The sequence below is a fragment of the Microcystis sp. 49638_E5 genome (genome assembly GCF_021300285.1).
GTDB classification, from domain to species: domain Bacteria; phylum Cyanobacteriota; class Cyanobacteriia; order Cyanobacteriales; family Microcystaceae; genus Microcystis; species Microcystis aeruginosa_C.
In genome coordinates, this window is the sequence record NZ_JAJTDH010000027.1 from 1 (window position 1) to 22,192 (window position 22,192).

The 22,192-nt window shown below is 43.1% G+C and carries 18 protein-coding genes and 1 pseudogene; 6 read left to right on the plus strand and 13 right to left on the minus strand.

What is annotated here, in order from left to right; translation table 11 throughout:
- The 4 genes and pseudogenes from LW728_RS09530 to purD form a co-directional block, all read right to left on the minus strand.
- A pseudogene (locus LW728_RS09530) lies at positions 1 to 144 on the minus strand (Uma2 family endonuclease); the annotation flags it as partial.
- A gap of 92 nt (positions 145 to 236) precedes the next feature.
- On the minus strand, positions 237 to 1,793 hold the full coding sequence (locus LW728_RS09535; RefSeq protein ID WP_287766458.1) for a type II CAAX endopeptidase family protein: 1,557 nt from the start codon (positions 1,791 to 1,793) through the stop codon (positions 237 to 239).
- Positions 1,794 to 1,971: 178 nt separating this feature from the next.
- Positions 1,972 to 3,198, minus strand: coding sequence for a glycosyltransferase family 4 protein (locus LW728_RS09540; protein WP_287670782.1), 1,227 nt, complete (start codon positions 3,196 to 3,198; stop codon positions 1,972 to 1,974).
- A gap of 208 nt (positions 3,199 to 3,406) precedes the next feature.
- The gene (purD, locus tag LW728_RS09545) at positions 3,407 to 4,672 is read right to left on the minus strand and encodes a phosphoribosylamine--glycine ligase (protein ID WP_287766461.1); all 1,266 of its coding nucleotides are present in this window, start codon (positions 4,670 to 4,672) and stop codon (positions 3,407 to 3,409) included.
- Positions 4,673 to 5,370: 698 nt separating this feature from the next.
- Between purD and LW728_RS09550 the strand changes: the two genes are divergently transcribed.
- The 5 genes from LW728_RS09550 (at position 5,371) to nusB (ending at position 11,446) form a co-directional block, all read left to right on the plus strand.
- Positions 5,371 to 6,735, plus strand: a complete 1,365-nt coding sequence (locus LW728_RS09550; protein ID WP_287766464.1) for a UDP-N-acetylmuramoyl-tripeptide--D-alanyl-D-alanine ligase — start codon at positions 5,371 to 5,373, stop codon at positions 6,733 to 6,735.
- A 7-nt stretch (positions 6,736 to 6,742) separates the two neighbouring features.
- Positions 6,743 to 7,693 carry an SdiA-regulated/phytase-like domain-containing protein gene (locus LW728_RS09555; RefSeq protein WP_287766466.1) on the plus strand — a complete coding sequence of 317 codons (951 nt, stop codon included), beginning with the start codon at positions 6,743 to 6,745 and terminating at the stop codon, positions 7,691 to 7,693.
- Positions 7,694 to 8,323: 630 nt separating this feature from the next.
- Complete coding sequence (gene hemJ, locus LW728_RS09560; RefSeq protein WP_287670790.1) at positions 8,324 to 8,911, plus strand: protoporphyrinogen oxidase HemJ; 588 nt, start codon at positions 8,324 to 8,326, stop codon at positions 8,909 to 8,911.
- Between the two features lie 280 nt (positions 8,912 to 9,191).
- Positions 9,192 to 10,655, plus strand: coding sequence for a DNA phosphorothioation system restriction enzyme (locus LW728_RS09565; RefSeq protein ID WP_287670792.1), 1,464 nt, complete (start codon positions 9,192 to 9,194; stop codon positions 10,653 to 10,655).
- A gap of 137 nt (positions 10,656 to 10,792) precedes the next feature.
- On the plus strand, positions 10,793 to 11,446 hold the full coding sequence (gene nusB, locus LW728_RS09570; RefSeq protein ID WP_002801220.1) for a transcription antitermination factor NusB: 654 nt from the start codon (positions 10,793 to 10,795) through the stop codon (positions 11,444 to 11,446).
- Positions 11,447 to 11,464: 18 nt separating this feature from the next.
- Here nusB and LW728_RS09575 read toward each other — a convergent pair whose 3' ends face one another.
- Together LW728_RS09575 and gloA are read right to left on the minus strand one after the other, a co-directional pair.
- Positions 11,465 to 11,938: a CYTH domain-containing protein gene (locus tag LW728_RS09575; protein WP_002801218.1), complete on the minus strand. Its 474-nt coding sequence runs from the start codon at positions 11,936 to 11,938 to the stop codon at positions 11,465 to 11,467.
- Positions 11,939 to 11,948: 10 nt separating this feature from the next.
- Positions 11,949 to 12,359 carry a lactoylglutathione lyase gene (gene gloA / locus LW728_RS09580; protein ID WP_002801217.1) on the minus strand — a complete coding sequence of 137 codons (411 nt, stop codon included), beginning with the start codon at positions 12,357 to 12,359 and terminating at the stop codon, positions 11,949 to 11,951.
- Positions 12,360 to 12,792: 433 nt separating this feature from the next.
- Between gloA and LW728_RS09585 the strand changes: the two genes are divergently transcribed.
- Positions 12,793 to 13,926 carry a PulJ/GspJ family protein gene (locus tag LW728_RS09585; RefSeq protein ID WP_287670796.1) on the plus strand — a complete coding sequence of 378 codons (1,134 nt, stop codon included), beginning with the start codon at positions 12,793 to 12,795 and terminating at the stop codon, positions 13,924 to 13,926.
- A 75-nt stretch (positions 13,927 to 14,001) separates the two neighbouring features.
- Here LW728_RS09585 and trpE read toward each other — a convergent pair whose 3' ends face one another.
- The 7 genes from trpE to LW728_RS09620 form a co-directional block, all read right to left on the minus strand.
- Positions 14,002 to 15,522 (minus strand): anthranilate synthase component I, encoded by a 1,521-nt coding sequence (trpE, locus tag LW728_RS09590; RefSeq protein WP_043997743.1) that lies wholly within the window; start codon positions 15,520 to 15,522, stop codon positions 14,002 to 14,004.
- Positions 15,523 to 15,857: 335 nt separating this feature from the next.
- Positions 15,858 to 16,283: a photosystem I reaction center subunit II PsaD gene (locus LW728_RS09595; protein WP_002740397.1), complete on the minus strand. Its 426-nt coding sequence runs from the start codon at positions 16,281 to 16,283 to the stop codon at positions 15,858 to 15,860.
- 284 nt (positions 16,284 to 16,567) lie between these two features.
- Positions 16,568 to 18,205 (minus strand): ABC transporter permease, encoded by a 1,638-nt coding sequence (locus LW728_RS09600; protein ID WP_287766469.1) that lies wholly within the window; start codon positions 18,203 to 18,205, stop codon positions 16,568 to 16,570.
- Positions 18,206 to 18,283: 78 nt separating this feature from the next.
- A complete protein-coding gene (locus LW728_RS09605) occupies positions 18,284 to 19,093 on the minus strand; it encodes an MBL fold metallo-hydrolase (RefSeq protein ID WP_287670802.1) in 810 nt (269 codons plus the stop codon).
- Between the two features lie 61 nt (positions 19,094 to 19,154).
- Positions 19,155 to 19,742, minus strand: a complete 588-nt coding sequence (locus LW728_RS09610; protein WP_043997742.1) for an anthranilate synthase component II — start codon at positions 19,740 to 19,742, stop codon at positions 19,155 to 19,157.
- Between the two features lie 127 nt (positions 19,743 to 19,869).
- Positions 19,870 to 20,370, minus strand: coding sequence for a pentapeptide repeat-containing protein (locus tag LW728_RS09615; RefSeq protein WP_287670805.1), 501 nt, complete (start codon positions 20,368 to 20,370; stop codon positions 19,870 to 19,872).
- A 2-nt stretch (positions 20,371 to 20,372) separates the two neighbouring features.
- Entirely contained in the window at positions 20,373 to 21,761 is a 1,389-nt protein-coding gene (locus tag LW728_RS09620; RefSeq protein WP_287766470.1) for an LCP family protein, read from the minus strand.
- Between the last annotated feature and the right edge of the window lie 431 nt (positions 21,762 to 22,192).

The following is a 22,192-nucleotide window of genomic DNA, read 5'->3' on the forward strand; positions in this document are numbered from 1 at the left end:
TAAACACTGAATTAATAAAATAATTTGTTGTAGATGTAGGTTACTTTCCAAAGGGGGTTCATCACTCCAAAATTCGCCTTCTGGGAAGATTATCTCAGGGTTTACATGAGACTCCACTAGGGGTAAGCTTTGAGCGATAGTCATGGTTTGTCCAACAGAGATAGGTTGATAATTAATTAGACGGTATTTGTCATCATCTCTAGACTACCCCGAAAACCAGAGACTTTTGACCTCACCTAACCCGCACCGCTGCCCAATAAAAATAAACTTAACAGGGTGCCACCATTCCAGAGACTATGAACCAACATCGAGGATAATAAATTTTTCGAGCGGGTGTAAACAAAGCCAAGAACACAACCTAGGACGGTTAAAGGCAGCACTTCTGACAAATTTTGGTGAGCAAGGGCGAAAATCAAACTACTAAGGGTAATCGCACCCCAGACGGGTAGATAACGAGTCAAAGAAGCTAGTAAAAAGCCGCGAAAGACAATTTCCTCGAAAAAAGGAGCGGCAAGGGAAGCAGTAAAGCCAAAACAGAGCAAAGCGAAGGTATTCTGGGATTCTAGGGCTAAAGTCAGCAGCGGGTTACTACCCCCTTGTCCTTGCCAAATTAGTTGATTGAGCAAAGAAACGATAATAACCAGGGGTAAAGCGACAAAATAGCCGGCTAATCCCCAGAGAAACCAAGGACTAAAGAGTTTAAAACGAAACCAATCGGGAGGTAAAGGGCGAAAAGGCTTGATTGCTAGGTATAAAACCGATAAACTGCTCAATGTTAAGGCTAAATAACTAACTACAACGTATATTGCTTTAGCTTCTAGGTTAAATTGTTCGGGATTGAGACTCAAGAAACTCGATAAAATCCCGAAAATTACCGGTAAAACAATTTGTCCGACGAAAAAGAAACCGATAATTATTCCCCACCAGAGGGTTTCTCCTCCCCACTTAGTTTGCCAAGCGAGACTATCATCTAAAAAGAGCAGCGCTCGCTGTTGGCGGAGCAGCCACTGCACTAATAAAAAGACCAACAGCACAACACCGATTAAACCGCCGATAAGAGGCAAAAAAGCCAATAAAATTAGTTTAATTAAGGCATTAGCCGCCACTTCACTCTGTTCTTCCTCTAAAGCGAGTAAATCCTCTTGACGATTTTCGAGACTATATAATTTTTCCAGAATGGTATAACGAAACCATCCTTGAAAATTGCGCTCGATTCTCGCTTCAGCATCGGCAGCAATTTCGGGGGGTTCACTGTACAATCCCTCTAACAGCAGCGCATTTTGTAAAATAGCAGGTTTATAGTTCTCAAATTCTGATTTTTCCTTGATGTCTTGCCAGATTTTCCGTGCCGAATCCAAGTCACCTTGACTAGCTTGAATGAGACTTAATTTCAATTCTAAATCTTTTAAGGAGTTGATGTCGCGCTCAAGGGATTTTTTTTGTTCGGGATTAACTGCTGATTTTTCTAGTTCGGTGATTGTTTTTTTGGCACTTTTCTGGGCTGATAAATACTGTTCCTCGGCGGTGCTGTAGGGGTCTTGACCAATCAGGGAAGTTTGAATTAATTTAAGATTAGCAAATTCTTCACTATTAGGATCAGCATCGGTGCTGAGAGTCGTGGCTTGTAGATTGAGATTGGTTTGATATAGTTGAATATTCGATTGGATTTGGGGCTGATTAACACTAGAAATTAAAGCTGTAACCACTGGAGTTAACGCAATAATTGTTAATACAAAAGCGATCGCTTGTTTGAGACTTTGCCAGGAGAGTTTTTTTGAGAAATTATCGAACATGAAAATAGTTAAGTGGGAGTTAGGGGTTAGGTGTTGGGGTTTTAGGGTGTTAGGGTTTTAGTTGAAATTCCCCTATTCCCTATAGGTAGGTATTAAAAATTGTCAGATACCCCCCTTATCAAGGGGGGATTAAGGGGGTATCTATCTTCAATTTAATTATAACTACTTACCCTAATTATTAACTAACTACTTGAGAAAAAAGCTTTTCGTATTGATCCAAAGTCTTTTCAAAGGCATAATTTTCCTCCGCGTATTGTCGTCCCTTTTCTCCTAGTATAGTTGCTAAATCTGGGTTTTTGTATAGCTTTAAAATAGCCGTAGCTAATGCCTCTGGATCTTCAGGAGTAACCACCAAACCACCACCACTGCGCTCGATCGCCCTAGCGGCGGTTCCATCGGCGGGAACAGAAGCAATAATAGCACGGCCACTAGCTAATAATACCTGAATTTTGGACGGCATATTAAAGGAAATAACGTTATGTTTTTGCATCACCATACCCACATCGGCGGCTGCCAACATTTCTGGTAATTTTTCCCGGGGTTGAAAGGGTAATAAAAGCACATTACTGGCCCCCTGTTGTTGGCGATACTTTTCTAGGCGCTCAAGGGCCTCTTTTTTACCAACAATTACCACTTGAATCTCAGGGATGTCAACTAAGTGAACTGCAGCATCAATCAGGGTTTCTAAGGGTTGGGTTAGGGCAATATTGCCAGAATATAAAACAACAAACTTGCCCTCAAGATGATTTTCTTGGCGGAAATAATTATGGTTTTTCGGCAGAGGTTTAATAAAGCTTACATCTACCCAATTAGGAATTTCAATAATTTTCTCACTCGGCACATTTTTAGTGAGGAGATTTTTGGTAAAACCATCGGCAATAACTGAGATTTTGCTGGCAGTTTTGTAGGCAAATTTTTCTAGACTACTAAAAACTTTAATCATTTTCTGATTAGTTAATAATCCCACATGAACTGCCGCATCGGGCAGAATATCCTGTAAATTTAGAATAATCGGTACCCCATATAATTTACTCAATAAAGCGGCGGGAACGCAAACGGGTAATCCGGGGACAGTTAAGAAAATTAGATCCGGTTTTTCACCCTTGAGAGCCTGAAAGAAACTCAAAAAAACAAAGCTCAATTCAAAGAAAATTCGATTTTTTAAACTTCTTTGGGGACGGGCCCAAACGTAGGAACGTTGAATTTTAACACCATTTCGTTCTTCTTCTAGATAGATTTTTCCTCGGTATTCGGGATCGATTTCACTATTAGGATACCAAGGAAAAGCCGTCAAAACCCTGACTTGATGACCTCTTTTAACCAATCCTTCCGCTAATTCTGTCATCAGGGGAGCGATGCCGATCGGTTCGGGATAATAGTTATAAGAATAGAGCAAAATTCGCATAGGGATGGCAATTTGGTTGGGCGATTCAGTTTCATGATTTTATCAATAGTTACTGTTTTTTTGACAAATCGGATTCGCCTTTGTCAGGGATTACCCTAGAAAGAGGTGAGGATTCGGTCAGAGATGCGGAAAAAAAGGGAAATTGGCTAATAAATTAATCCTCAAAACCCCTAACTATTCTCCCTTACCCCTGCCTCAATACTGACCCTTATTTTTCGCGTACCCGGTGGCCGATATCGCGACGATAATAGATGCCCTCAAAGTGTATCCTTTTCACCGATTGATAGACAAGTTCGATCGCCTGATTAAAATTAGACCCCATAGCAGTGACACCCAAAACGCGGCCGCCATCGGTGAAGATATCGCCGTGTTTTAAAACCGTGCCGGCGTGGAAAACGATCGCTCCCTCGGTTTCAGCGGCCTTAATTCCAGTGATTAACCGGCCTTTTTCGTAGTGGTCGGGATAACCGGCAGAGGCAGCCACCACACAAACAGCACTACCGGAGCGCCATTGTAAAGAGGGGAAGTCAGTTAATTTTTGTTGAGCGCAAGCCAGCAGTAGGGGTGCGAGGGGAGTTTCCAGTAGGGGTAAAACCGCTTGGGTTTCGGGATCGCCAAAACGACAGTTAAATTCGAGAACTTTTGCCTCTCCGGCGGGGGAAATCATTAAACCCGCATAGAGGACTCCCCGATAGTCAATGCCGCGTTTTTGCAGGGTGGCGACGATGGGGGCGAGGATGTCTCGGTCCACCGCTTCGATAATGGCGGCGGTGGCTATGGGTGCGGGGGCATAAACTCCCATACCGCCGGTATTTTTGCCGGTATCGCCTTCACCGATGCGCTTGTGATCTTGGGCGGGTAGCAGGGAACGAAAGCTGATCCCATCGGTGAGGGTGAGGATGGACACTTCTTCCCCCTCTAGGAATTCTTCCACCACGACTTTAGTAAAGCCACTGGTAAAAAGATCATCGATCGCTTCTAGGGCTGTATCTACGGTTTCGGCGACAATTACCCCTTTTCCTGCGGCTAATCCGTCGGCTTTCACCACGATGGGCGCTCCTTGCTCTCGGATATAAGTTTTTGCTAATTCTGCATCGGTAAAGGTTTCCGAGGCGGCGGTGATCACTCCGGCTTCGCTCATTAATTCTTTGGCCCAGGATTTGCTCGATTCAATTAAGGCCCCGGTTTGTGTGGGACCAAAAACGCCAATTTCTTGGGACAGAAGATGATCGGTAATGCCGAGGGAGAGGGGATATTCTGGGCCAACAACCACCAAATCGACGCTATTTTCCTGGGCAAAACGGCTAATTTCAGCAAAATCCTCCATTGCTAGGGGGATATTTTCACATTGAGGTAAAATTGCCGTTCCCCCATTACCCGGAATACAGAACACTTGTTCAACTTCGGGTGATTGCAGCAGTTTCCAAGCCAGGGCGTGTTCTCGACCACCACTGCCGATAACGATAATTTTCACGGATAAACGCAGCCTAAATGACGATGGTTTAATTATCCCCTAGCTCCGGGGTGTCATTGCCTAGAAGTTGAGATTACTTAACTTTTTAATCCTCGCTCCCCACCTGTTGAGCAAAACCCTTGCTCTAGTCCTACGGAGGTGATTAGATAAGGGATTTGCGTAGGAATAATATCCCAGCCAGAAAATCGCTCTGTAGAAGAACCAGACCAGCCAGATGGCACATTATCAAAGCGCAAGTCCCTAACACCTCGAAGGCTCTCCCCCTACTTAGGGTGATCAGCAAACCTGAGCGATCGGAGGGCGCAAGCATTGCGCCCCTACAGTAACGGATTTTGTCCACAATGTAGGGGCGAACTGCGTTCGCCCAAAAGGTACATTATCAAAGCGCAAGTCCCTAACTGCTGTAAAGGAGTCAATTGTGATTAGATAGTAGATGCGCCCTTCTTAGGCTGTCCCTATTTTGGGTCATTCTACGCCATCGAGTTGGCTCTCTCGGACATTGGCTGAAAAATATTCACTATCTCACATTATGGGCGCAAGCAGTTCGATAAACTTACTGACCACGTTGCCTCCTTACATTGCACCCGGTGCGATTGAGAGGGCCAAGAAACATCGATTTTATCTGCTCTAAGTCCCCGTTAAACATCAATCTATCTTTTAGATTATTCGGAATTTACTCCTAAGTATTTTTATTGTCTATGCCCTGTCATTTATCCCTCAATCAACTAGCTCAATTATTATCCTTACAAAATAAGGGTGACATAAGTTTTAGTCCCGATAGTTTAGTCTCTGGCATTAATACTGATAGCCGTAGTATTGAGCCTGGACAAGCATTTTTAGCCTTAAAAGGTGATAATTTTAATGGTCATGATTTTATCGATATGGCTATCAAAAGAGGAGCGGCGACCTTGATTGTCGATCAGCCAGTTTCGGTAAATTCCTCTAGTAATATTCCCGTATTCCTAGTCCATAATACCCTAGAAACCTATCAGCAATTAGGCCATTGGTGGCGGAATCAATTTACTATACCCGTGATTGCTATTACAGGATCGGTGGGGAAAACCACCACTAAAGAATTAATCGCCTCCCTATTAGCAACCCGGGGAAAGGTACACAAAACCCTGGCTAATTATAACAATGAGATCGGAGTGCCGAAAACTCTCCTCGAACTGGATGAAACTCACGATAGTGCCGTAATCGAGATGGGAATGCGGGGACGAGGAGAAATTGCCCTGCTCGCTCAAATCACCCAACCGACCATCGCAGTGATTACTAATGTGGGAACCGCTCACATCGGTCGTTTAGGGTCGCAAGCGGCGATCGCAGAGGCGAAATGCGAGTTATTGGCCGAGTCTCCTTCTGGTAGTATAGCTGTTCTTAACTACGATCACCCTTTACTTACTGAAACAGCTAAACGGGTATGGCAGGGGGAAACAATTACCTATGGCTTCTCTGGCGGCGATATAGTCGGAGAATTACTGGATTTAACTACTTTACGAGTCAATGGACTAGATTTTAACTTACCTTTATCCGGTCGTCATCATGCTTTAAATTTTATGGCAGCCTTGGCTGTAGCGAAAATTTTAGGCATCGATTGGACTTCTTTGCAAGAGGGAATTAAGGTTAATTTACCCAGTGGTCGGGCCAAACGTTACCAAATAGAGCCGGATATCCTACTCCTCGATGAAACCTATAACGCAGGTCTAGAATCAATGTTAGCGGCCTTGGATTTACTGAAAGCTACCCCCGGTCAGCGTCATATTGCTGTTTTAGGCACGATGAAGGAGTTAGGGTCTTTTTCGGAGCAATTACATCGCCAAGTGGGTGAGAGGGTGCAAAAACTAGGCATAGATCGCTTGTTTGTCTTGGTGGACGACCCAGAAGCTAAGTTTATTGCTGAGGCGGCTACTGGGGTCGCTTGCGAATGTTTTCAAACTCACGCAGATTTAATTAATCGTTTAAAGGAAGTGATCGATTCAGGCGATCGCATTTTATGCAAGGCTTCCCATTCCGTCGGTTTAAATCGGGTGGTGGAGGAGTTAATCAGTGATATTGGGAGTTAGGGAAGAGATGTTAGAGAATAGAGCATTTTTTAGCAAGAATAGCCGATTAAAAACAGTTTTTTCGGGTATTTTAACGCTAATTTTCTTTTTTTCGGCCGCTCAAGTCTCTTTTGCTCAAGAATCGAGACGACTGGAGACTTATCTCCCAGATCTCAGTGGTTTAGCTTGGGTAGAAGCGGATATTTTTCTAGGGGTTCACGATGCCAAAAATAAGGGCAAAAAAAGTGATCCATCTCAACCAAGACTGAGTCTTTTACAGCTACCTACGCAGGAAAAACCCCTATTATGGCAGGTTTTAAGGGTAGATTGGCCAAATCCAGAGGGATTGAGTAACGATCTCGAAAGTATTACTCATATTCCTCAAACTAATTTATTTTTGTTGGCTGAAAGTGGCGAGAAAAAACCTTTTCAAAGACTGTTTTTAGCAGCATACAACCAGCAACAAGTCAAGATAGTTGAGCAAATAAATTGGCCGATCGCGGTGGAAAATGTAGAGGCGATCGCTGTTAGTCGGCAAGGCGATCGTTATCTATTTATCTACGCAGAACGGGCCGATAGTCAAGAGAGTACAAAGATTCGCTGGACGGATATCTCGTTCAATCCCTTAAAATTCGGGGAATTTCGGTCGGTAACTTTTCGGAGTCCTTTTGGTAGTGGTAAAAATATTCGCCTCATCTCCGATTTAGCCGTAGATAAGCAAGGTAATATCTACATAGCTTCCGCTGACGATCCAGATAGTGCGGGAGTGTTTAGAAGTGCTGTTTACCGTATCGGTCAAGTTACAGCCGATAATAGCCTAATTATTGCCCCTAATCCCCAAAAAATTGCAGAAATCGACGGTGCTAAAGTGGAAGCGCTGACTACTAGAGAATCTCCTAGAGGTGAAGTAGAAGTCTTTATCGGTACAGATGACGAGAATTATGGCGGTTTTCTGCGACCTCTGCTCTTAGATAATTAGCTATCGGTCGTCAGTATTCTCCGAGTAAGGAGTCGGTCGTCAGGAGATTATTTTTATTTATTCTTCCCACTTCATAATTCATAATTCATAATTCATACTTTGTGCTTTTTGTCAAAAAAACTTTTTTTTTGCAATAAAACTACACAAAAAAAAGATCATCGTTGTGGGTGAAATTGACTCATTTACCTGTCTTGATTAGGATCACCTTCTAGGTGTGGCAAGGGTTTCAACCGTTGCTGCCCAAAAAAGCACAGAAAGACCCATTATGAAATTCAGTAAAATCGCTGTAACTAGCATAACATCGTTGTTAAATAAAAATCTTTCTCAATTAATTCTTAAGAATTTGTAAATATTGCGGAATGTTAATTTAAATATTCTCAAGTTTTTGGATTCAATCAATAATTTTTGCTTATCTTTGTCCAACATTGGGTTAGGAGTCAGTATTCAGGAGCTAGGGTTGTCCACTCCCCACTACCCCACTACCCCACTTCATAATTCATAATTCATAATTCATAATTCCCACTCCCCCCAACCCCTATTTTCCGTCTAAACTTTTGTATAGGGATAGTCTGGGAAAGTATGGATAACTCTTAGACTAATTAATTCGGGACTCACATCACAATATAGACTATGGCTTACTATTGGTTTAAAGCATTTCACCTGATTGGGGTAGTTGTTTGGTTTGCGGGACTATTTTATTTAGTACGTTTGTTTGTCTATCATGCGGAGGCAGCAACACAAACCGAACCCGCACAAGCTATTCTGAAAGCGCAATACGAGATCATGGAGAAGCGACTCTACAATATCATTACCACACCTGGGATGATTGTCACCGTGGCCATGGCGATCGGTTTAATCTCCACAGAACCAGAAATTTTAAAATCGGGATGGTTACATATTAAATTATCCTTTGTGGCTCTTTTACTGCTCTATCATTTCTACTGTGGTCGCATCATGAAGAAGCTAGAAAAAGGGGAATGTAATTGGACGGGACAGCAATTTCGGGCCTTAAATGAAGCACCAACCCTGTTATTGGTAGTTATTGTCCTTTTGGCAGTATTTAAGAATCAATTACCCCTCGATTTGACCACTTGGTTAATTGTAGCTTTAGTGGTATTAATGGCAGTGACAATCCAACTTTATGCTAAAAAACGTCGCCAAGATCAAGAAAAACTTCGGCAAAATACTCTCCAAAAAGAAGAAGTAGCGACCATGTAAATTATCCTAATCATTCCCTAGGTTTCTAGGATAACAGTTAAGAGTGGTTTGATAGCTGTGGGATGGTCTTTTTAGTCCATCCCAATTATATAGGGAGCAACCTTTAGCTTTTAGATTTTTGGCTTTTTGCTACTTTTGAGCTTATACAAAAACTATTTATAATACTGTGATGAACTGCCAAGCTATGGATTGTTTATCGCTGCTCCTGACTCCCTTCTCCTGTCTCCTGTCTCCTGTGTCCTAACCCTAACAACAATTTTTGATTTTTACAAGAGGTCCTATGAATAGTTGCTGGATAGATTGGGAAAAAATAACTAGAGATTTTCTGAGTTCTCGCAAGCTCAAGCAAGTGGCTGAATTGCGAGGATTCTATCGAGTTAATCCCTCTGGTATTCCTAGAATTCCCCCCGATTTGGAATTGAGAGACTACCAAAATACAGCGATTATCAGTTGGTTTCGTAATCGGGGACGAGGAACTTTAAAAATGGCCACCGGCAGCGGTAAAACTATTACTGCTTTAGCTATTGCCATGGAACTTTACCAAGCGATAGAACTGCAAGTATTATTAGTAATTTGCCCCTATCGTCACCTAGTCAATCAATGGCAACGAGAAGCGGAAAAATTTAATCTTAAACCGATTTTAGCCTACGAAAGTGTCCATACATGGCAAAGTCAACTAGCCACAGAATTATATAATGTGCAAGCGGGTAATCAAAAATTTGTCACTATTTTAACTACTAACTCAACTTTTATTAGCGAGGGTTTTCAATCACAAATAAAATTTTTTCCCGATAAAACTTTAATCGTTGGTGATGAAGCACATAATTTAGGTTCCCCCCGATTAGAGGAATTATTACCCCGTTCTTTAGGTCTAAGATTGGCTTTATCCGCCACTCCTGAAAGATATTTTGATGAGGAAGGAACTGACGCTATTCTTGAATATTTTGGACAAATTCTACAACCAGAATTTACCCTAGCTGATGCTATTAGTAAAGGAGCTTTAGTTAATTATTTTTATTATCCAGTCTTGGTTGAATTAACCGATGCTGAGGCTTTATTATACGCAAAATTAACCCAAAGAATTGGCTGGACTTTGCAGAAAAATAGTAATTTAAACGGTAATGAAAATTTAACAGCATTGCTAATGCAAAGATCGCGATTAATTGGTTCAGCAAGTAATAAATTACAGGCTTTACAACAACTGATGCAAGAGCGTTTAGACACGGATCATACTTTATTTTATTGTGGGGATGGTTATGTAGAAAATTATACTGCTAATTATCGTCGTCAGGTAGAGGCAGTTACTCATTTATTGGGCAATCAATTAGGTTATCGAGTTGCTACCTACACCGCAGAAACTTCCCTAGAAGAACGAGAAAAAATTCGCCAACAATTTGAGGAGGGTTATCTACAAGGATTAGTGGCAATTAGATGTTTAGATGAAGGAGTAGATCTGCCATCAATTCAAAACGCAGTCATTCTGGCTAGTAGTGGTAATCCTCGACAATTTATTCAGCGTCGCGGGCGAATATTGCGCCCCCATCCCGATAAAAAACAGGCCACTTTATTTGATATGATCGTTATGCCACCGACCTTAGATCGAGAAACCTGGGAAGTAGAAAGGAATTTATTACGCAAGGAATTAAAACGCTTTCTAGAGTTTGCTCAATTAGCCATTAATGCTGAAGAAGCTGAGACTAAATTAGGGGAGATTCAAGATAGATATTGTCTTTTGTCTAATTAAAAGTTAAAAATTCATATTTTTGAAGCTTTTATGCTAGAATAGAAGTTAGTCAAAAATTGATCGCCGAGAAAAATCAACCCAACCGAATAGCGATCGATAAAGTTGTATAATTTTCTTTCCTCTACTTCTAAACTTCTATGCCTCCCCGTCAACAACCCCGCCGCATTGCTCGAGAACTTGCCCTTTTGAGTTTAAGTCAGATTAAAGGTAATCCTGAAAACCTGGAACAGCAAACTTTAAACGATTTAATTTTAGTCGCAGTTAGAACCTTAACCGTCGAAATTCAAGAAACCTTAGAAACTGCCGCTGCTGAAATTAGTCGTGGTAATGAAAGGATTCTCGCTAGTGATACTAAGGCGACAAATATAAAAAGCGCCCAAACCATGGTAAAAGAAGCAATTTCTCTTACTCACAATGCCATTAATCGTTTAGGAACCGTGATAGATTTTCCCGAAATTGTCCAGTTATCTAGTCAGTACGAAGTGCGGGAATATGCCCTAGAATTAATCGGTACAGTCTATCGTCGTCGTGCGGAAATCGAACAGGAATTAACCGGCGCTTTAGTGGATTGGCAACTGCATCGTTTACCAAGAATCGATCGGGATATCCTGCAAATTGCCGTGGCAGAAATGCTCTATCTCGATATACCTCAAAAAGTAGCGATTAATGAAGCAATCGAATTAGCAAAACGTTATTCTGATGATGAAGGTTATCGTTTTATTAATGGCGTTCTCCGACGGGTAACGAATAAGCTAAACGAATCAGAAAAAGCCGTATCTACCCAGAGTTAAACTGGTAGGAAATTAATACTACAATGACCACATTTTATAGGGAAATTTCTGTAAATTGATATTGTAGTATCGCTCATCTCCCGTGACTTCTTCGCCGATCCAATCGGGAATAGTAATGACTTGCTCCTCTTGTTCTAACTCAATTTCAGCCATAATCAGTCCTTGATTATCTCCCAAAAATTCATCAACTTCCCAAGTAAAATTATCCAGAGAAATGCGATGACGAATCTTTTCGACTAAAGGTTTTTTACAGAGGTTTTCTAACATGAGTGCCGCATCTTCTAGGGGAATTGCATACTCGAATTCCTGACGACTAATGCCCTCAGTCTTGCCTTTAATGGTTAAATAACCCCGATCTCCAACTACACGAACTCGCACAGTTGTCAATCCATCTTGGGTAGGAATATATCCCTGACGATACAACTTGCCCGCAGCCAGCGATCGCCAGTGATCCCCTTTAACCAGAAACTTCCGTTCAATTTCAACAGTCATAGGTTTTTGATTAAGCCGTAACCACGGCAGCCCCCTGGGTTCCTAGTTGAATTAACTCGATCTTGTAGCCATTAGGATCTTCCACGAAAGCAATCACCGTAGAACCGTGTTTCATCGGGCCTGGTTCCCTAGTGACATTGCCACCAAGAGCTTTAATTTTCTCACAGGTGCTATAGATATCATCCACGCCTAGGGCAATATGACCGTAAGCATTACCGACCTCATAGCGATCGACTCCCCAATTATAGGTCAGTTCGATGACAGCATGATTAGCCTCATCGCCATAACCGACGAAAGCGAGAGTAAATTGACCATTGGGATAGTCTTTCTGGCGCAATAACTTCATTCCTAGCACATCGCAGTAAAATTGTAGAGATTCCTGCAAGTTATTGACCCGGAGCATGGTGTGTAAGAGACGCATGATTATTTTTAGATGACATTGATCGAAAAATTACTCATCCTTGATTGTAACCAGTCCTTGAGCCTTCTTATCTCCTTCAGGGTCAACAATTATACTAATACAAGTGTACGAAACTCACCTGTAAAATCACTTACTCCCAAAAGCGATTAATAGCTGTGAACAAAATCAACTCTCTGGCAACGCCTAAATCACTATCTAGAAGATTTTCTTGGTCTATCCTGTAGTTAGTGGTGAAGTTGATTAAGTCAAGACAGTCTTGAGCGCGAGTTTTCTAGGGGAATTGTCAAGGCAGTAGGTAGTAGTAAATTTTCAGTGGTTTCCGAAAACACCTTTTGACTTGACTGACCGATAGTTTAAGAAAATCTGCGTGACTGCAATAAATGTCAAATATTTAGGGGAGTACAGAACAAAGAAATTGGCACGGGTTAAAGCTATGCGTTCTTATTTAGGCTACATCAATTACCTAGGCCGTTTACCAAAAAAATCCGCCTGGTTGGTTCGACAAGCAGGTTTCACGATAACAGAAGTTTTACTGGCAAGTTCCATGATGGTGATTGTCATCTCGGTGGCGGGAATTGGTGTGATTAACTTGCTCAGAAGTGACTATCGAGCTAATGCCGATAGTGAAATCCAAAATAATCTTAATCGTACTCTAGAGTTTGTTTCAGATGAAGTGAGACGGGCAAAAATTATCCCTGATTCTGAAGCTGCGATCATGACGGATAAACTACCCGAAGGAGCGCGAGCAGTTCTTGCTTTCCAAATTCTTAATCCCAGCAATCCAGGTCAGTTCCTCCCCAACCAGCTCGTTTACTATACCACCTCCCCAGGCCCTGAAAGTAGCTTGACCGGTCCGCGAATCTTGTGGCGCTATGGTCCGAACTTGGACGCTAATGGCAACTACATCACCCCCGCAGATGTTGCTACTTGGATAAGTTCCCCCGTCACCGATAGGTTAGCAGCACCAGCACCGGCTCCTGATGGCATCTGTCCTGAGGATTTTAACCTAATCGCCGTCAATCCTAACCCTGTTGTGGACGGTTTTTATGCCTGTGTTCGCGCGGGTGGTAATCAAGTGATTTTGAATGCCAACGCTGAGGTAAATCTGACTACTGGAGATACCGATAAAGTTGACTACTCTGTCAGCACCAGAGTTTCCCCCAGAGCTACCTGTGAAATATTTTGCCTCGTACCCCCCCCAGGGAGTACCAACCCAACTCTACCCATTGTTACCATGCCGGCAAATGTTACAGCTAAAGTTATTCAAGGAAATTGTGCATCCTGTACTGTTGCTACTATAGGCCCCCCCAACGGTACGGGGACTGTTCGGCAAAAAGGAGCTATGGGTTCCACTGTTCAGGCAGATGCTGGAGATGGCATTAGGATTGACGTGAATGATCTACTGTCTAATTTCTCTTGGACACCTCCATATCAAGTAGATGTATATACCTCTGATAGCAGCGATTCACCCAGAAATCTTGATAATAACCAAGTTTTATTCGTGTTTACGACTACAACGACTGTACCAAACTCCTATCAGGTTTTAGTAACTATTACCCCTCGCTAAACTTATGGCCATAAGCTGGAACCTTGAGGTTATCCCCCTTAGTTAACCCCTTAACTAGATCCTAGGCTAAAAAGCCTAACTTAAACAGCGAATTGCCTCCAATAAACCCCTGGCTTTGTTGAGGGTTTCTTCATACTCTTTCTCTGGCTCAGAATCAGCGACTAACCCTGCTCCCGCTTGCACAGAAACCAGATAATTTTGATTACCCTGGGGACGAACAATCATAGTGCGAATCGTGATGGCACTATTTAACTGTCCCTCGAAATCGTAGTAACCATAAACCCCTGAATAGGGACCGCGACGACAGGGTTCTAATTCATGAATAATTTCCATGGCGCGAATTTTCGGGGCCCCACTGACGGTTCCCGCCGGAAAACAAGCTTTTAATAAATCCCAAGCAGTTTTATCGGTTGCTAAATCCCCGACCACATTACTAACAATGTGCATAACGTGGGAATAACGTTCAATTATCATTAATTCGTCCACTTTGACCGTACCTCGATCGCACACCCGGCCTAGATCATTTCTCCCCAAATCCACTAACATAATATGCTCGGCAATTTCTTTGGGATCTTGCAATAAATCCGTTGCTAAAGCTTGATCTTCACTGAAGTTTTGTCCCCGGCGACGGGTTCCAGCAATTGGTCTGACAGTGGCCCTTATTTTACCTAATTCATCCCGTTCTGCCTTAACCATCACTTCAGGACTAGAGCCAATAATCTGCCAATCCTTAAAGTTATAAAAAGCCATGTAGGGAGAAGGATTAATCAGACGCAGGGAACGATATAAATCGAAAGGATGACCCTGATAATTGGCATTTAAACGCTGGGAAATAACCACCTGAAAAATATCCCCCGCTTTGATGTAATCCTTGGCTTTTAGGACGTTTTGACAGAATTCTTCCTGAGTTGTATTGCTTTCATAGACTAATTCTTTCCCGTGACCAACCGGTAATAATTCAAGGGTTTTGGCATTAGTTGGTAGGGGTAATCGTAACTTCAGAACTAACTGGGTCACTCGATCGCAGGCCGCTTGATAAGCAGCCGCTAAATCGGGATTTTTACCCCGGATATCGGCATAAGCGATCGCCCAGATTTTCCGTTTAACTTGATCGAAAATAATTAGATTATCCACCTGCATCCAAATACCATCCGGTAGATCGCCATCGGTAGCGGGATAAATAGGCACTCGCGGTTCGATCCAATTAATTAATTCATAACCCCAAAAACCAAATAAACCCCCTATTCCGGCGGGTAATTGCGGCAATTTAACCGGTACGATCGGGGCTAAACATTGGGTTAAAATCTCGAAAGGATCCCCCGAAAAAATCTCTTGAGAACCATCGCGAAAAGTTTGGGTAGTGGTGTTTCCCCGCGCTTCTAATACCCAGACGGGATCGCCTCCTAAAAAGCTGTAGCGTCCCAAGGTTTCGCCCCCTTCCACCGACTCTAATAAAAAATTGTAGGCTTGATCGGCACAAATTTTATACCAGGCCGAAACGGGCGTTTCTAGGTCAGCGATCCATTCTTGATAGACAGGAATAAAGTTACCTTGACCAGCGAGTTGACGAAAGCGATCGAAGTCGGGGAAGATCATATTTTGATGGTTCAGGAAACGGAAGGAATTATGAATTATGAATTATAAATTATGAATTATCAAGGAGTGGGGGAGTGGGGGAATGGGGAAGTGGGGAAGTTGTCTCATCACCCTAACACCCTAACACCCTAACACCCCCCGCAACGCGCACGCAGTGACCATCCTATCTCCTGAATACTGACTCGTGACTCCTAACCCCACGAAAAACTTTTTGCCGCAAACCCTAACTAGCAATTGATTGCCGATTGCTATAAGAGAAATCGAGAGTCAGAAGTTAAATCTTGGGGCTAAATAGCTTCTAAATCTAACTCCCCACTCTCGATTTTAGGGATTATTTATGCTTCGTAGGGAGTGACACCAGAGAACTTAATTGTCGCCGGTTCCGGGTTTTTGCCGATATTGCGGTCTTTTTTGCCGAAAAATTCACGACCAGCGTTAACTTTTTCGGGGAAGACACCATCAGCGGGGTGGAGATACTGCACTTCACCACTGGGGTAAATCCGATAGATTTTGTAATCTTCGATTTTGGGCTTAAATTTCGTCCGGAATTGGGTACCAAGAGCGAGCGCGTGTTCTTTGCGGGCCAAATAGAGGAGATTTTCGCCTTCGTTCATGATAGCGGCGCCACCGGTGGGCATTTCAAAGACTTGTTCTTTGCTGCTTGTCCAGGTGATGGCGTACTTTTCTTCTAGATCGGCTTTGGCGAGTAAACCGCCCGTGCTGCCACCGAACTTAGGAGCTTTTCCAGAAAGTTCTGTCATAGGATTTTGTTCTCTCTACAAAAATAAAGAAAAGGGGTTTTAGGGAATCCTATCACTGACACCCCCCCTCTCTAGTAGTCTTGTCAAGAACTGTAACATTATTTTGTACTAGACTATAGAACTAGGATTTACCGAAAAAGTTTTTCGTGCAGGCAGGGTGTGGGGTGTGGGGTGTGGGGAGAATAAATAAAATAATCTCCTGTCTCCTGTCTCCTAACCCCACCAACAAACTTTTTGCCGCAAACCCTAAATAGAACTAAGCGGCCAGGCGCTCGCCAACTGATTTAATCGATCGCCCGTCGGGAAATTTGCCAACTTAAAAAAATTACTGGAATTAATCCCACTAAGACAATGGCCAGGGCCGGGGCCGCCGCTTCCACCAAACGTTCATCACTGGCGTATTGATAAACGCGCACCGCTAGGGTATCAAAATTAAAAGGTCTTAGGACCAAAGTAGCCGGTAATTCCTTCATCACATCGACAAAAACTAACATAGCCGCCGTCAATAATCCCCCCGACAAAAGAGGAATATGCACTTTAATTAAAGTGGCACCAGTGCCATAGCCAAGGCTGCGGGAAGCATCATCTAAACTAGGTTTAATTTTACTTAAGCTCGATTCTAACGTGGAAAAAGCTACGGCTAAAAACCGGACAATATAGGCAAAAATCAGACAGAAAATCGTGCCGCTCAGAACTAAATTGATATTTAATCCTTGATTTAAAAATTTATCTAATTTCCCGATAGGAATTAAAACCCCCACTGCGATAACAATGCCGGGGATAGCGTAACCAGCCGCCGCAATCCGCACGGAACCCTTAAGAGTTTTATTCGGATTAAGTCTTTCTCCGTAGGCGAGAATTAAAGCTAAAACTACCGCAATAATTGCGCTTAAACTAGCCAGAAAAAAACTGTTTCCCGATAGACTAAGAAAGTCATTATTAAAAGTTTCTTGGGCATGATTAAAGGCTAGATAGGCCAGATAGAAAGCAGGGGCAATAAACCCCAGAAATACCGGCACAAAACAGGAGAACATTGCCAAAAAACTCCGAATAAATCCCAGTTTGTACTTAGTCGGTGACTGGAAACGATTGGTCATTTCATAGTAACGAGCTTGACGACGGGAGGATTGTTCAAGGAAAACTAAAACGAGGATAAATACCATTAAAACTGTGGATAACTGCCCCGCCGCTATGCGATCACCCATGCCGAACCAAGTATTATAAATCCCCGTGGTAAAAGCATTAATTCCGAAATACTGCACCGTACCAAAATCGTTCAGAGTTTCCATTAAAGCTAGAGCCAATCCCGCCATAATTGCCGGTCTTGTTAGGGGTAAAGCGACAGTAAAAAAACTGCGCCAAGGATTACATCCCAGGGAGCGACTTGCCTCCACCGTGCAGACAGATTGTTCTAAAAAACCGACCCTTGCTAACAGATAAACGTAGGGATAAAGCACCAGTATTAACATCAGAATCCCCCCCCAGAGAGAACGGATATTAGGAAACCAATAATCCTCGACACTATCCCAAGCAAAAACACTTCTTAAGAACGTCTGCACCGGACCAAAATAGTCCATCATATTGGTATAAGTATAGGCCAAGAGATAGGCAGGAGCGGCAAGGGGTAGTAATAATAACCATTGAAATTGTTGACGACCGGGAAATTGACACATCGTTGTTAACCAAGCGGTGCCGACACCGATGATTAAAACACCGCTACCCACCCCGCTCATTAACCAAAAAGAATTAACTAGATAATCCCAGAGAACAGTTTCGAGCAGATGTTGCCAGACTTGACTGGAATTAGTTAATAAACTACTGGCCACCGATAAAATTGGCAGGGAAACAAGCAGGGCAATTAGTAAAACTGCAATCGTCCATCCCTGTCTAAAAAAAGAGCGAGATTCTTTCAGCAAAAACATTTTTAATAAAATTGTTGAAGCAATTTTTAGAGAACTAGGAGATGATCTACAGCAGTACTAGGTCATTGGCTCCTAAAATTAGGATTTCTCTAACAGATTGCGGTAGTCAAACACGCGAATGAGAGTCCCTTTTTTCGGTAAATCGGCGGCACGAATCCGTAATTTATTGTCCTCGATTAAACGGATATTTTTATCCTTGACCAACTTGAGAAACTCATCTACAGACACTAATTCACAGGCCTTTTTATCGGCGGCACTGGTGAAGTATTGCGTCGGGACAGCAATTCGCGGTTGTAAAACTTCGAGCGCCTGTTTTGCTTCTTGGGGATTATAATTTTTTGGACCCCCTCCCACGGGAATAAAAGCTAAATCCGGCGAACCTAGGAGAATTCTTTGTTCTAATTCGATTGGGGCTGCTGCCCCCCCTAAATGAACAATACTAATCCCCGCTTGGGCCCAACGCCAGGCCACATTCATGCCGAAACGTTTGCCACCTACGCGATCATGGGCGATACTAATGCCCTGGAATTTTAATTTACCCAGATCATAAGCCCCCGGCTCAAACAAAATTTTCGGATTACCTGGTAAACCCTCGGCCGCCCCTTCATCCCAGAGTTGACTACTAATTAAAACGATATCTGCTTCTACTTTTGGCAAAGGAAAACCCGCCGTACAACCAATTGCCCGGAAGGGATTAACGAGGACTCTTTGCCCTCCTCCGGTGAATAAAAAGCAACTATGACCCAACCATTGAACTAAGAGGGAATTATCGGGTTTTTGGGGGGAAGTGGGGTTAGTGGGTTTCGGTTTAGTTTCCGCTAAAACTGAGCTTACTGCCACGGTTAAGAAACTTGTCCCCGCCGATAAGATAAAATCTCGCCTTTTCATAAATATAGATGCAGAATTAATCAAGTTAAGGTTAATTTCAGGGGTTGGCGATTAGTAAACACTAGAGGGATCGCAGAAAGTTTCTTAAAAGTTCCTTGCCGGCAGTGGTTAAAATACTTTCGGGATGAAATTGTACTCCTTGAATGTGGGGGTAATCCCGATGACGGACTCCCATGACCGTGCCATCTTCCACCCAGGCCGTGATCTCTAAATTATCCGGCATGGTGGAGCGCTCGATCACCAAACTATGGTAACGGGTGGCAGTAAAGGGATTTTCTAAGCCTTGAAATACCCCTTCATTGTTGTGATAGATTGGGGAAGTTTTGCCGTGCATCAAGACCGGGGCCCGGACCACATCCCCTCCGAATACCTGACCGATACTTTGATGACCGAGACAGACCCCCAAAATTGGCAAATAGGGGCCAAATTTGGCGATTAATTCCAGAGATATGCCCGCATCGACTGGACGACCGGGACCGGGGGAAATGACAATCCCATCCGGCCGCATTTGTTCGATCATGGCCAGATCGATTTTATCATTACGATAGACCTCGATCGGCACAGCGATCGGGAACTCGGAGGCTAATTCTCCCAAATACTGGACTAAATTGTAGGTAAAACTATCATAGTTATCGATGACGATTATCAAGAGTCCCTCTCCTTTCTCTAGCCTCGCTCAGTATTTTTATTCTACATCCCGGCTGTCTCGATCGAGACAGCCGGAGTGTAGGGGGTAGGCTATTTTTGTGCCGTCAGCCAGAATCTGCCCGGAATTGCTAATCACAGCCTAAACTATCTCTGGTGGCCACTCCCGTGACCGGATTAATCCCATCGGCCCGTTCACACATTAACTTGACCTGATAGGCATCAATTACCGCGTTAGTGAAATCGGCCCCGGTAATAATTGTGTCATAAAAACGGCTGCGAGTAGCGATCGCATCGGTAAAAATAGTATTAGTTAAATCGGCAAAATCGAGGGTGACTCTATCTACCAAAGAGGCGGTTAAATCGGCCCCTTTTAAGTTAGCTTTTAAGAGGACAGCCTCGGTGAGAATGCTATAGGATAAATCGGCCCCTTCTAGGTTAACTCCCCGCATCGCGGCAGCTGCGAAAACTCCTCCGCGCAAATCCTGATGGGAAAAATCCCGATCTTGCAGCTGGGCAAAACTATAGTTAATCGTTTTATCTTGGGCTAAAGCCACCGGACGGGCCGCGAAAAGTAGCCAAAGAATCGCCAGCAAAATAATTAAAACCAGACTGAAAACATTTTTCAACATTGTTACTGTTGAGCGTCGAGAAACTGGGCTACATCATCACCCACCCGAATGGTTAGGTCTGAGTCTAAAGCACCAGTGGAGGATGATTCTACTTTACCGATTCCCAATTGATTTTTCAAGAGGTTAGCGGACTGAATATCACCTTTTTGTGCAATAATTGCGGTGGTTTCTAGCTTTTGGGAGGAGTCATCGCTAATATAAACATTTGTATAGCCCCGTTTGGCCAGATAATTACGAGTACGACGGGCTAAACCTTTGGTATGGGTGGCATTTTGAATGGCAATCCGCAGACTATAAACGGAGGTTTCTCCCCCCGCGTAGTTATCGGTAAAATTATTAGCCACAATGGTTCTAATTTCGCGACGGTTCAAAATCCAATAACTGCGACCATCGTATTCTTCGAGGCTATTAAACCGGCCGGGGAGTAGGATCATTCTCAAGTCATCCTGTTTAATTTCCCGGCCAAAATTAGCGATAGCCAGCATTTCCTCGACGCTTAAATTCGTATCGATATATTGTTGTAAAACCTGTACTGCTTTCGGGAGACTGGGGAGAATTGTCGGACTAAAAATCTTTTGTTGGAGTGCTTTTAATAAAATTTGTTGTCTTTGTACGCGACCAATATCGCCGTATTGCGGGTTACGAAAACGGGCAAATTGTTCGGCTTGGTCGCCGTTGAGATTTTGCCAACCCTCTTGTAAATCAATTTCTAATTTTTGGGTGACATCTTTATGATACATTCGTTCGGGTACATAAACCTCTACACCCCCGACTAAATCGACTAATTCCTTAAAGGCATCGGTAGTCACCCGCACATAGCGATCAACGGTGACATCCCCTAAAGTATTACTGACCACTTCCGCCGCTAGAGTTGGTCCGCCGTGAACGTTGGCATCGTTGATTTTAGTGAAACCGTGGCCGGGGATTCTGACGCGGCTATCGCGAGGGATAGACAGCATTCTCACGGTTTTATCGCTAGGATCGAAGCGCACTAGGAGCATGGTATCGCTGCGACCTTTAAATACATCGTCGCCGTTTTTGGCATCTAAAACTCGATCGATGCCCATAACTAAAATATTAACAGGACGAGAAAGCTGCTGATTGATTAAGCTATTCCAAGCTTGGGCCTCAAGGATGTCTGTTTGGGTGGGAAAAGTCGTTTTTTGGAAGATAGCCCCAATTGGTGCGGGTAAGGGACTAATTAAAGCGACGGCAGCCCCGAGAGTAGCGGAAACTAGGGCGGTAAAACTGAGGGTTATTCCCCAAAATAAGCCCTTTTGCAGGGGAGATGCTTTTTTAAAACCGGACATGACTGAACTGACCACCGTGACGGTATTTTCTGAGTTTTGGCTGTATTCTTGCTTTTCAAACCGCCCGGAAACATTGGCCATGGACTAACCTCAACATCTGAATTAAAGGCTTACTTAGGAGGTGACTGTTGATCCCTAGAATCTATCTCTAGCCCAAAAGTTCCAGATATCGGTCACTCCCCCCTCGCCGGTTATTGTAACATATTGTTAATAAACTGGCTATAATAGACCTGTTGTAAAAATCAAAATTTGTCTTGGTTGGTTAGGAGTCAGTAGTCAGTAGTCAGGAGAATTAAGAATGAATAATAAGCAATTAAATGCTCTATTCACAGATTTTATGCCATTTAATCCTTATTTTTGCCGTTCTTGAACCGTGAAAAGTTAATTAGGCAAGAGGTTTAATAATTTTTCAGGGATTCAGTTCAGTTATAGATTATCTCTGTGGCCAAGAATTAAGAGAGGTGGAAACTTGAAGATGACAGAACTAAGGTTATTCTCGTTGTTTTTATCCC

What these genes read in the sequence shown, in the direction of transcription:
- LW728_RS09535 (WP_287766458.1), bottom strand. Translation starts at nt 1,793, where the DNA reads ATGTTCGATAATTTCTCAAAAAAACTCTCCTGGCAAAGTCTCAAACAA.
- LW728_RS09540 (WP_287670782.1), bottom strand. Translation starts at nt 3,198, where the DNA reads ATGCGAATTTTGCTCTATTCTTATAACTATTATCCCGAACCGATCGGC.
- LW728_RS09550 (WP_287766464.1), top strand. Translation starts at nt 5,371, where the DNA reads ATGCCCTGTCATTTATCCCTCAATCAACTAGCTCAATTATTATCCTTA.
- LW728_RS09555 (WP_287766466.1), top strand. Translation starts at nt 6,743, where the DNA reads ATGTTAGAGAATAGAGCATTTTTTAGCAAGAATAGCCGATTAAAAACA.
- hemJ (WP_287670790.1), top strand. Translation starts at nt 8,324, where the DNA reads ATGGCTTACTATTGGTTTAAAGCATTTCACCTGATTGGGGTAGTTGTT.
- LW728_RS09565 (WP_287670792.1), top strand. Translation starts at nt 9,192, where the DNA reads ATGAATAGTTGCTGGATAGATTGGGAAAAAATAACTAGAGATTTTCTG.
- nusB (WP_002801220.1), top strand. Translation starts at nt 10,793, where the DNA reads ATGCCTCCCCGTCAACAACCCCGCCGCATTGCTCGAGAACTTGCCCTT.
- LW728_RS09575 (WP_002801218.1), bottom strand. Translation starts at nt 11,938, where the DNA reads ATGACTGTTGAAATTGAACGGAAGTTTCTGGTTAAAGGGGATCACTGG.
- gloA (WP_002801217.1), bottom strand. Translation starts at nt 12,359, where the DNA reads ATGCGTCTCTTACACACCATGCTCCGGGTCAATAACTTGCAGGAATCT.
- LW728_RS09585 (WP_287670796.1), top strand. Translation starts at nt 12,793, where the DNA reads ATGCGTTCTTATTTAGGCTACATCAATTACCTAGGCCGTTTACCAAAA.
- trpE (WP_043997743.1), bottom strand. Translation starts at nt 15,522, where the DNA reads ATGATCTTCCCCGACTTCGATCGCTTTCGTCAACTCGCTGGTCAAGGT.
- LW728_RS09595 (WP_002740397.1), bottom strand. Translation starts at nt 16,283, where the DNA reads ATGACAGAACTTTCTGGAAAAGCTCCTAAGTTCGGTGGCAGCACGGGC.
- LW728_RS09600 (WP_287766469.1), bottom strand. Translation starts at nt 18,205, where the DNA reads ATGTTTTTGCTGAAAGAATCTCGCTCTTTTTTTAGACAGGGATGGACG.
- LW728_RS09605 (WP_287670802.1), bottom strand. Translation starts at nt 19,093, where the DNA reads ATGAAAAGGCGAGATTTTATCTTATCGGCGGGGACAAGTTTCTTAACC.
- LW728_RS09615 (WP_287670805.1), bottom strand. Translation starts at nt 20,370, where the DNA reads ATGTTGAAAAATGTTTTCAGTCTGGTTTTAATTATTTTGCTGGCGATT.
- LW728_RS09620 (WP_287766470.1), bottom strand. Translation starts at nt 21,761, where the DNA reads ATGGCCAATGTTTCCGGGCGGTTTGAAAAGCAAGAATACAGCCAAAAC.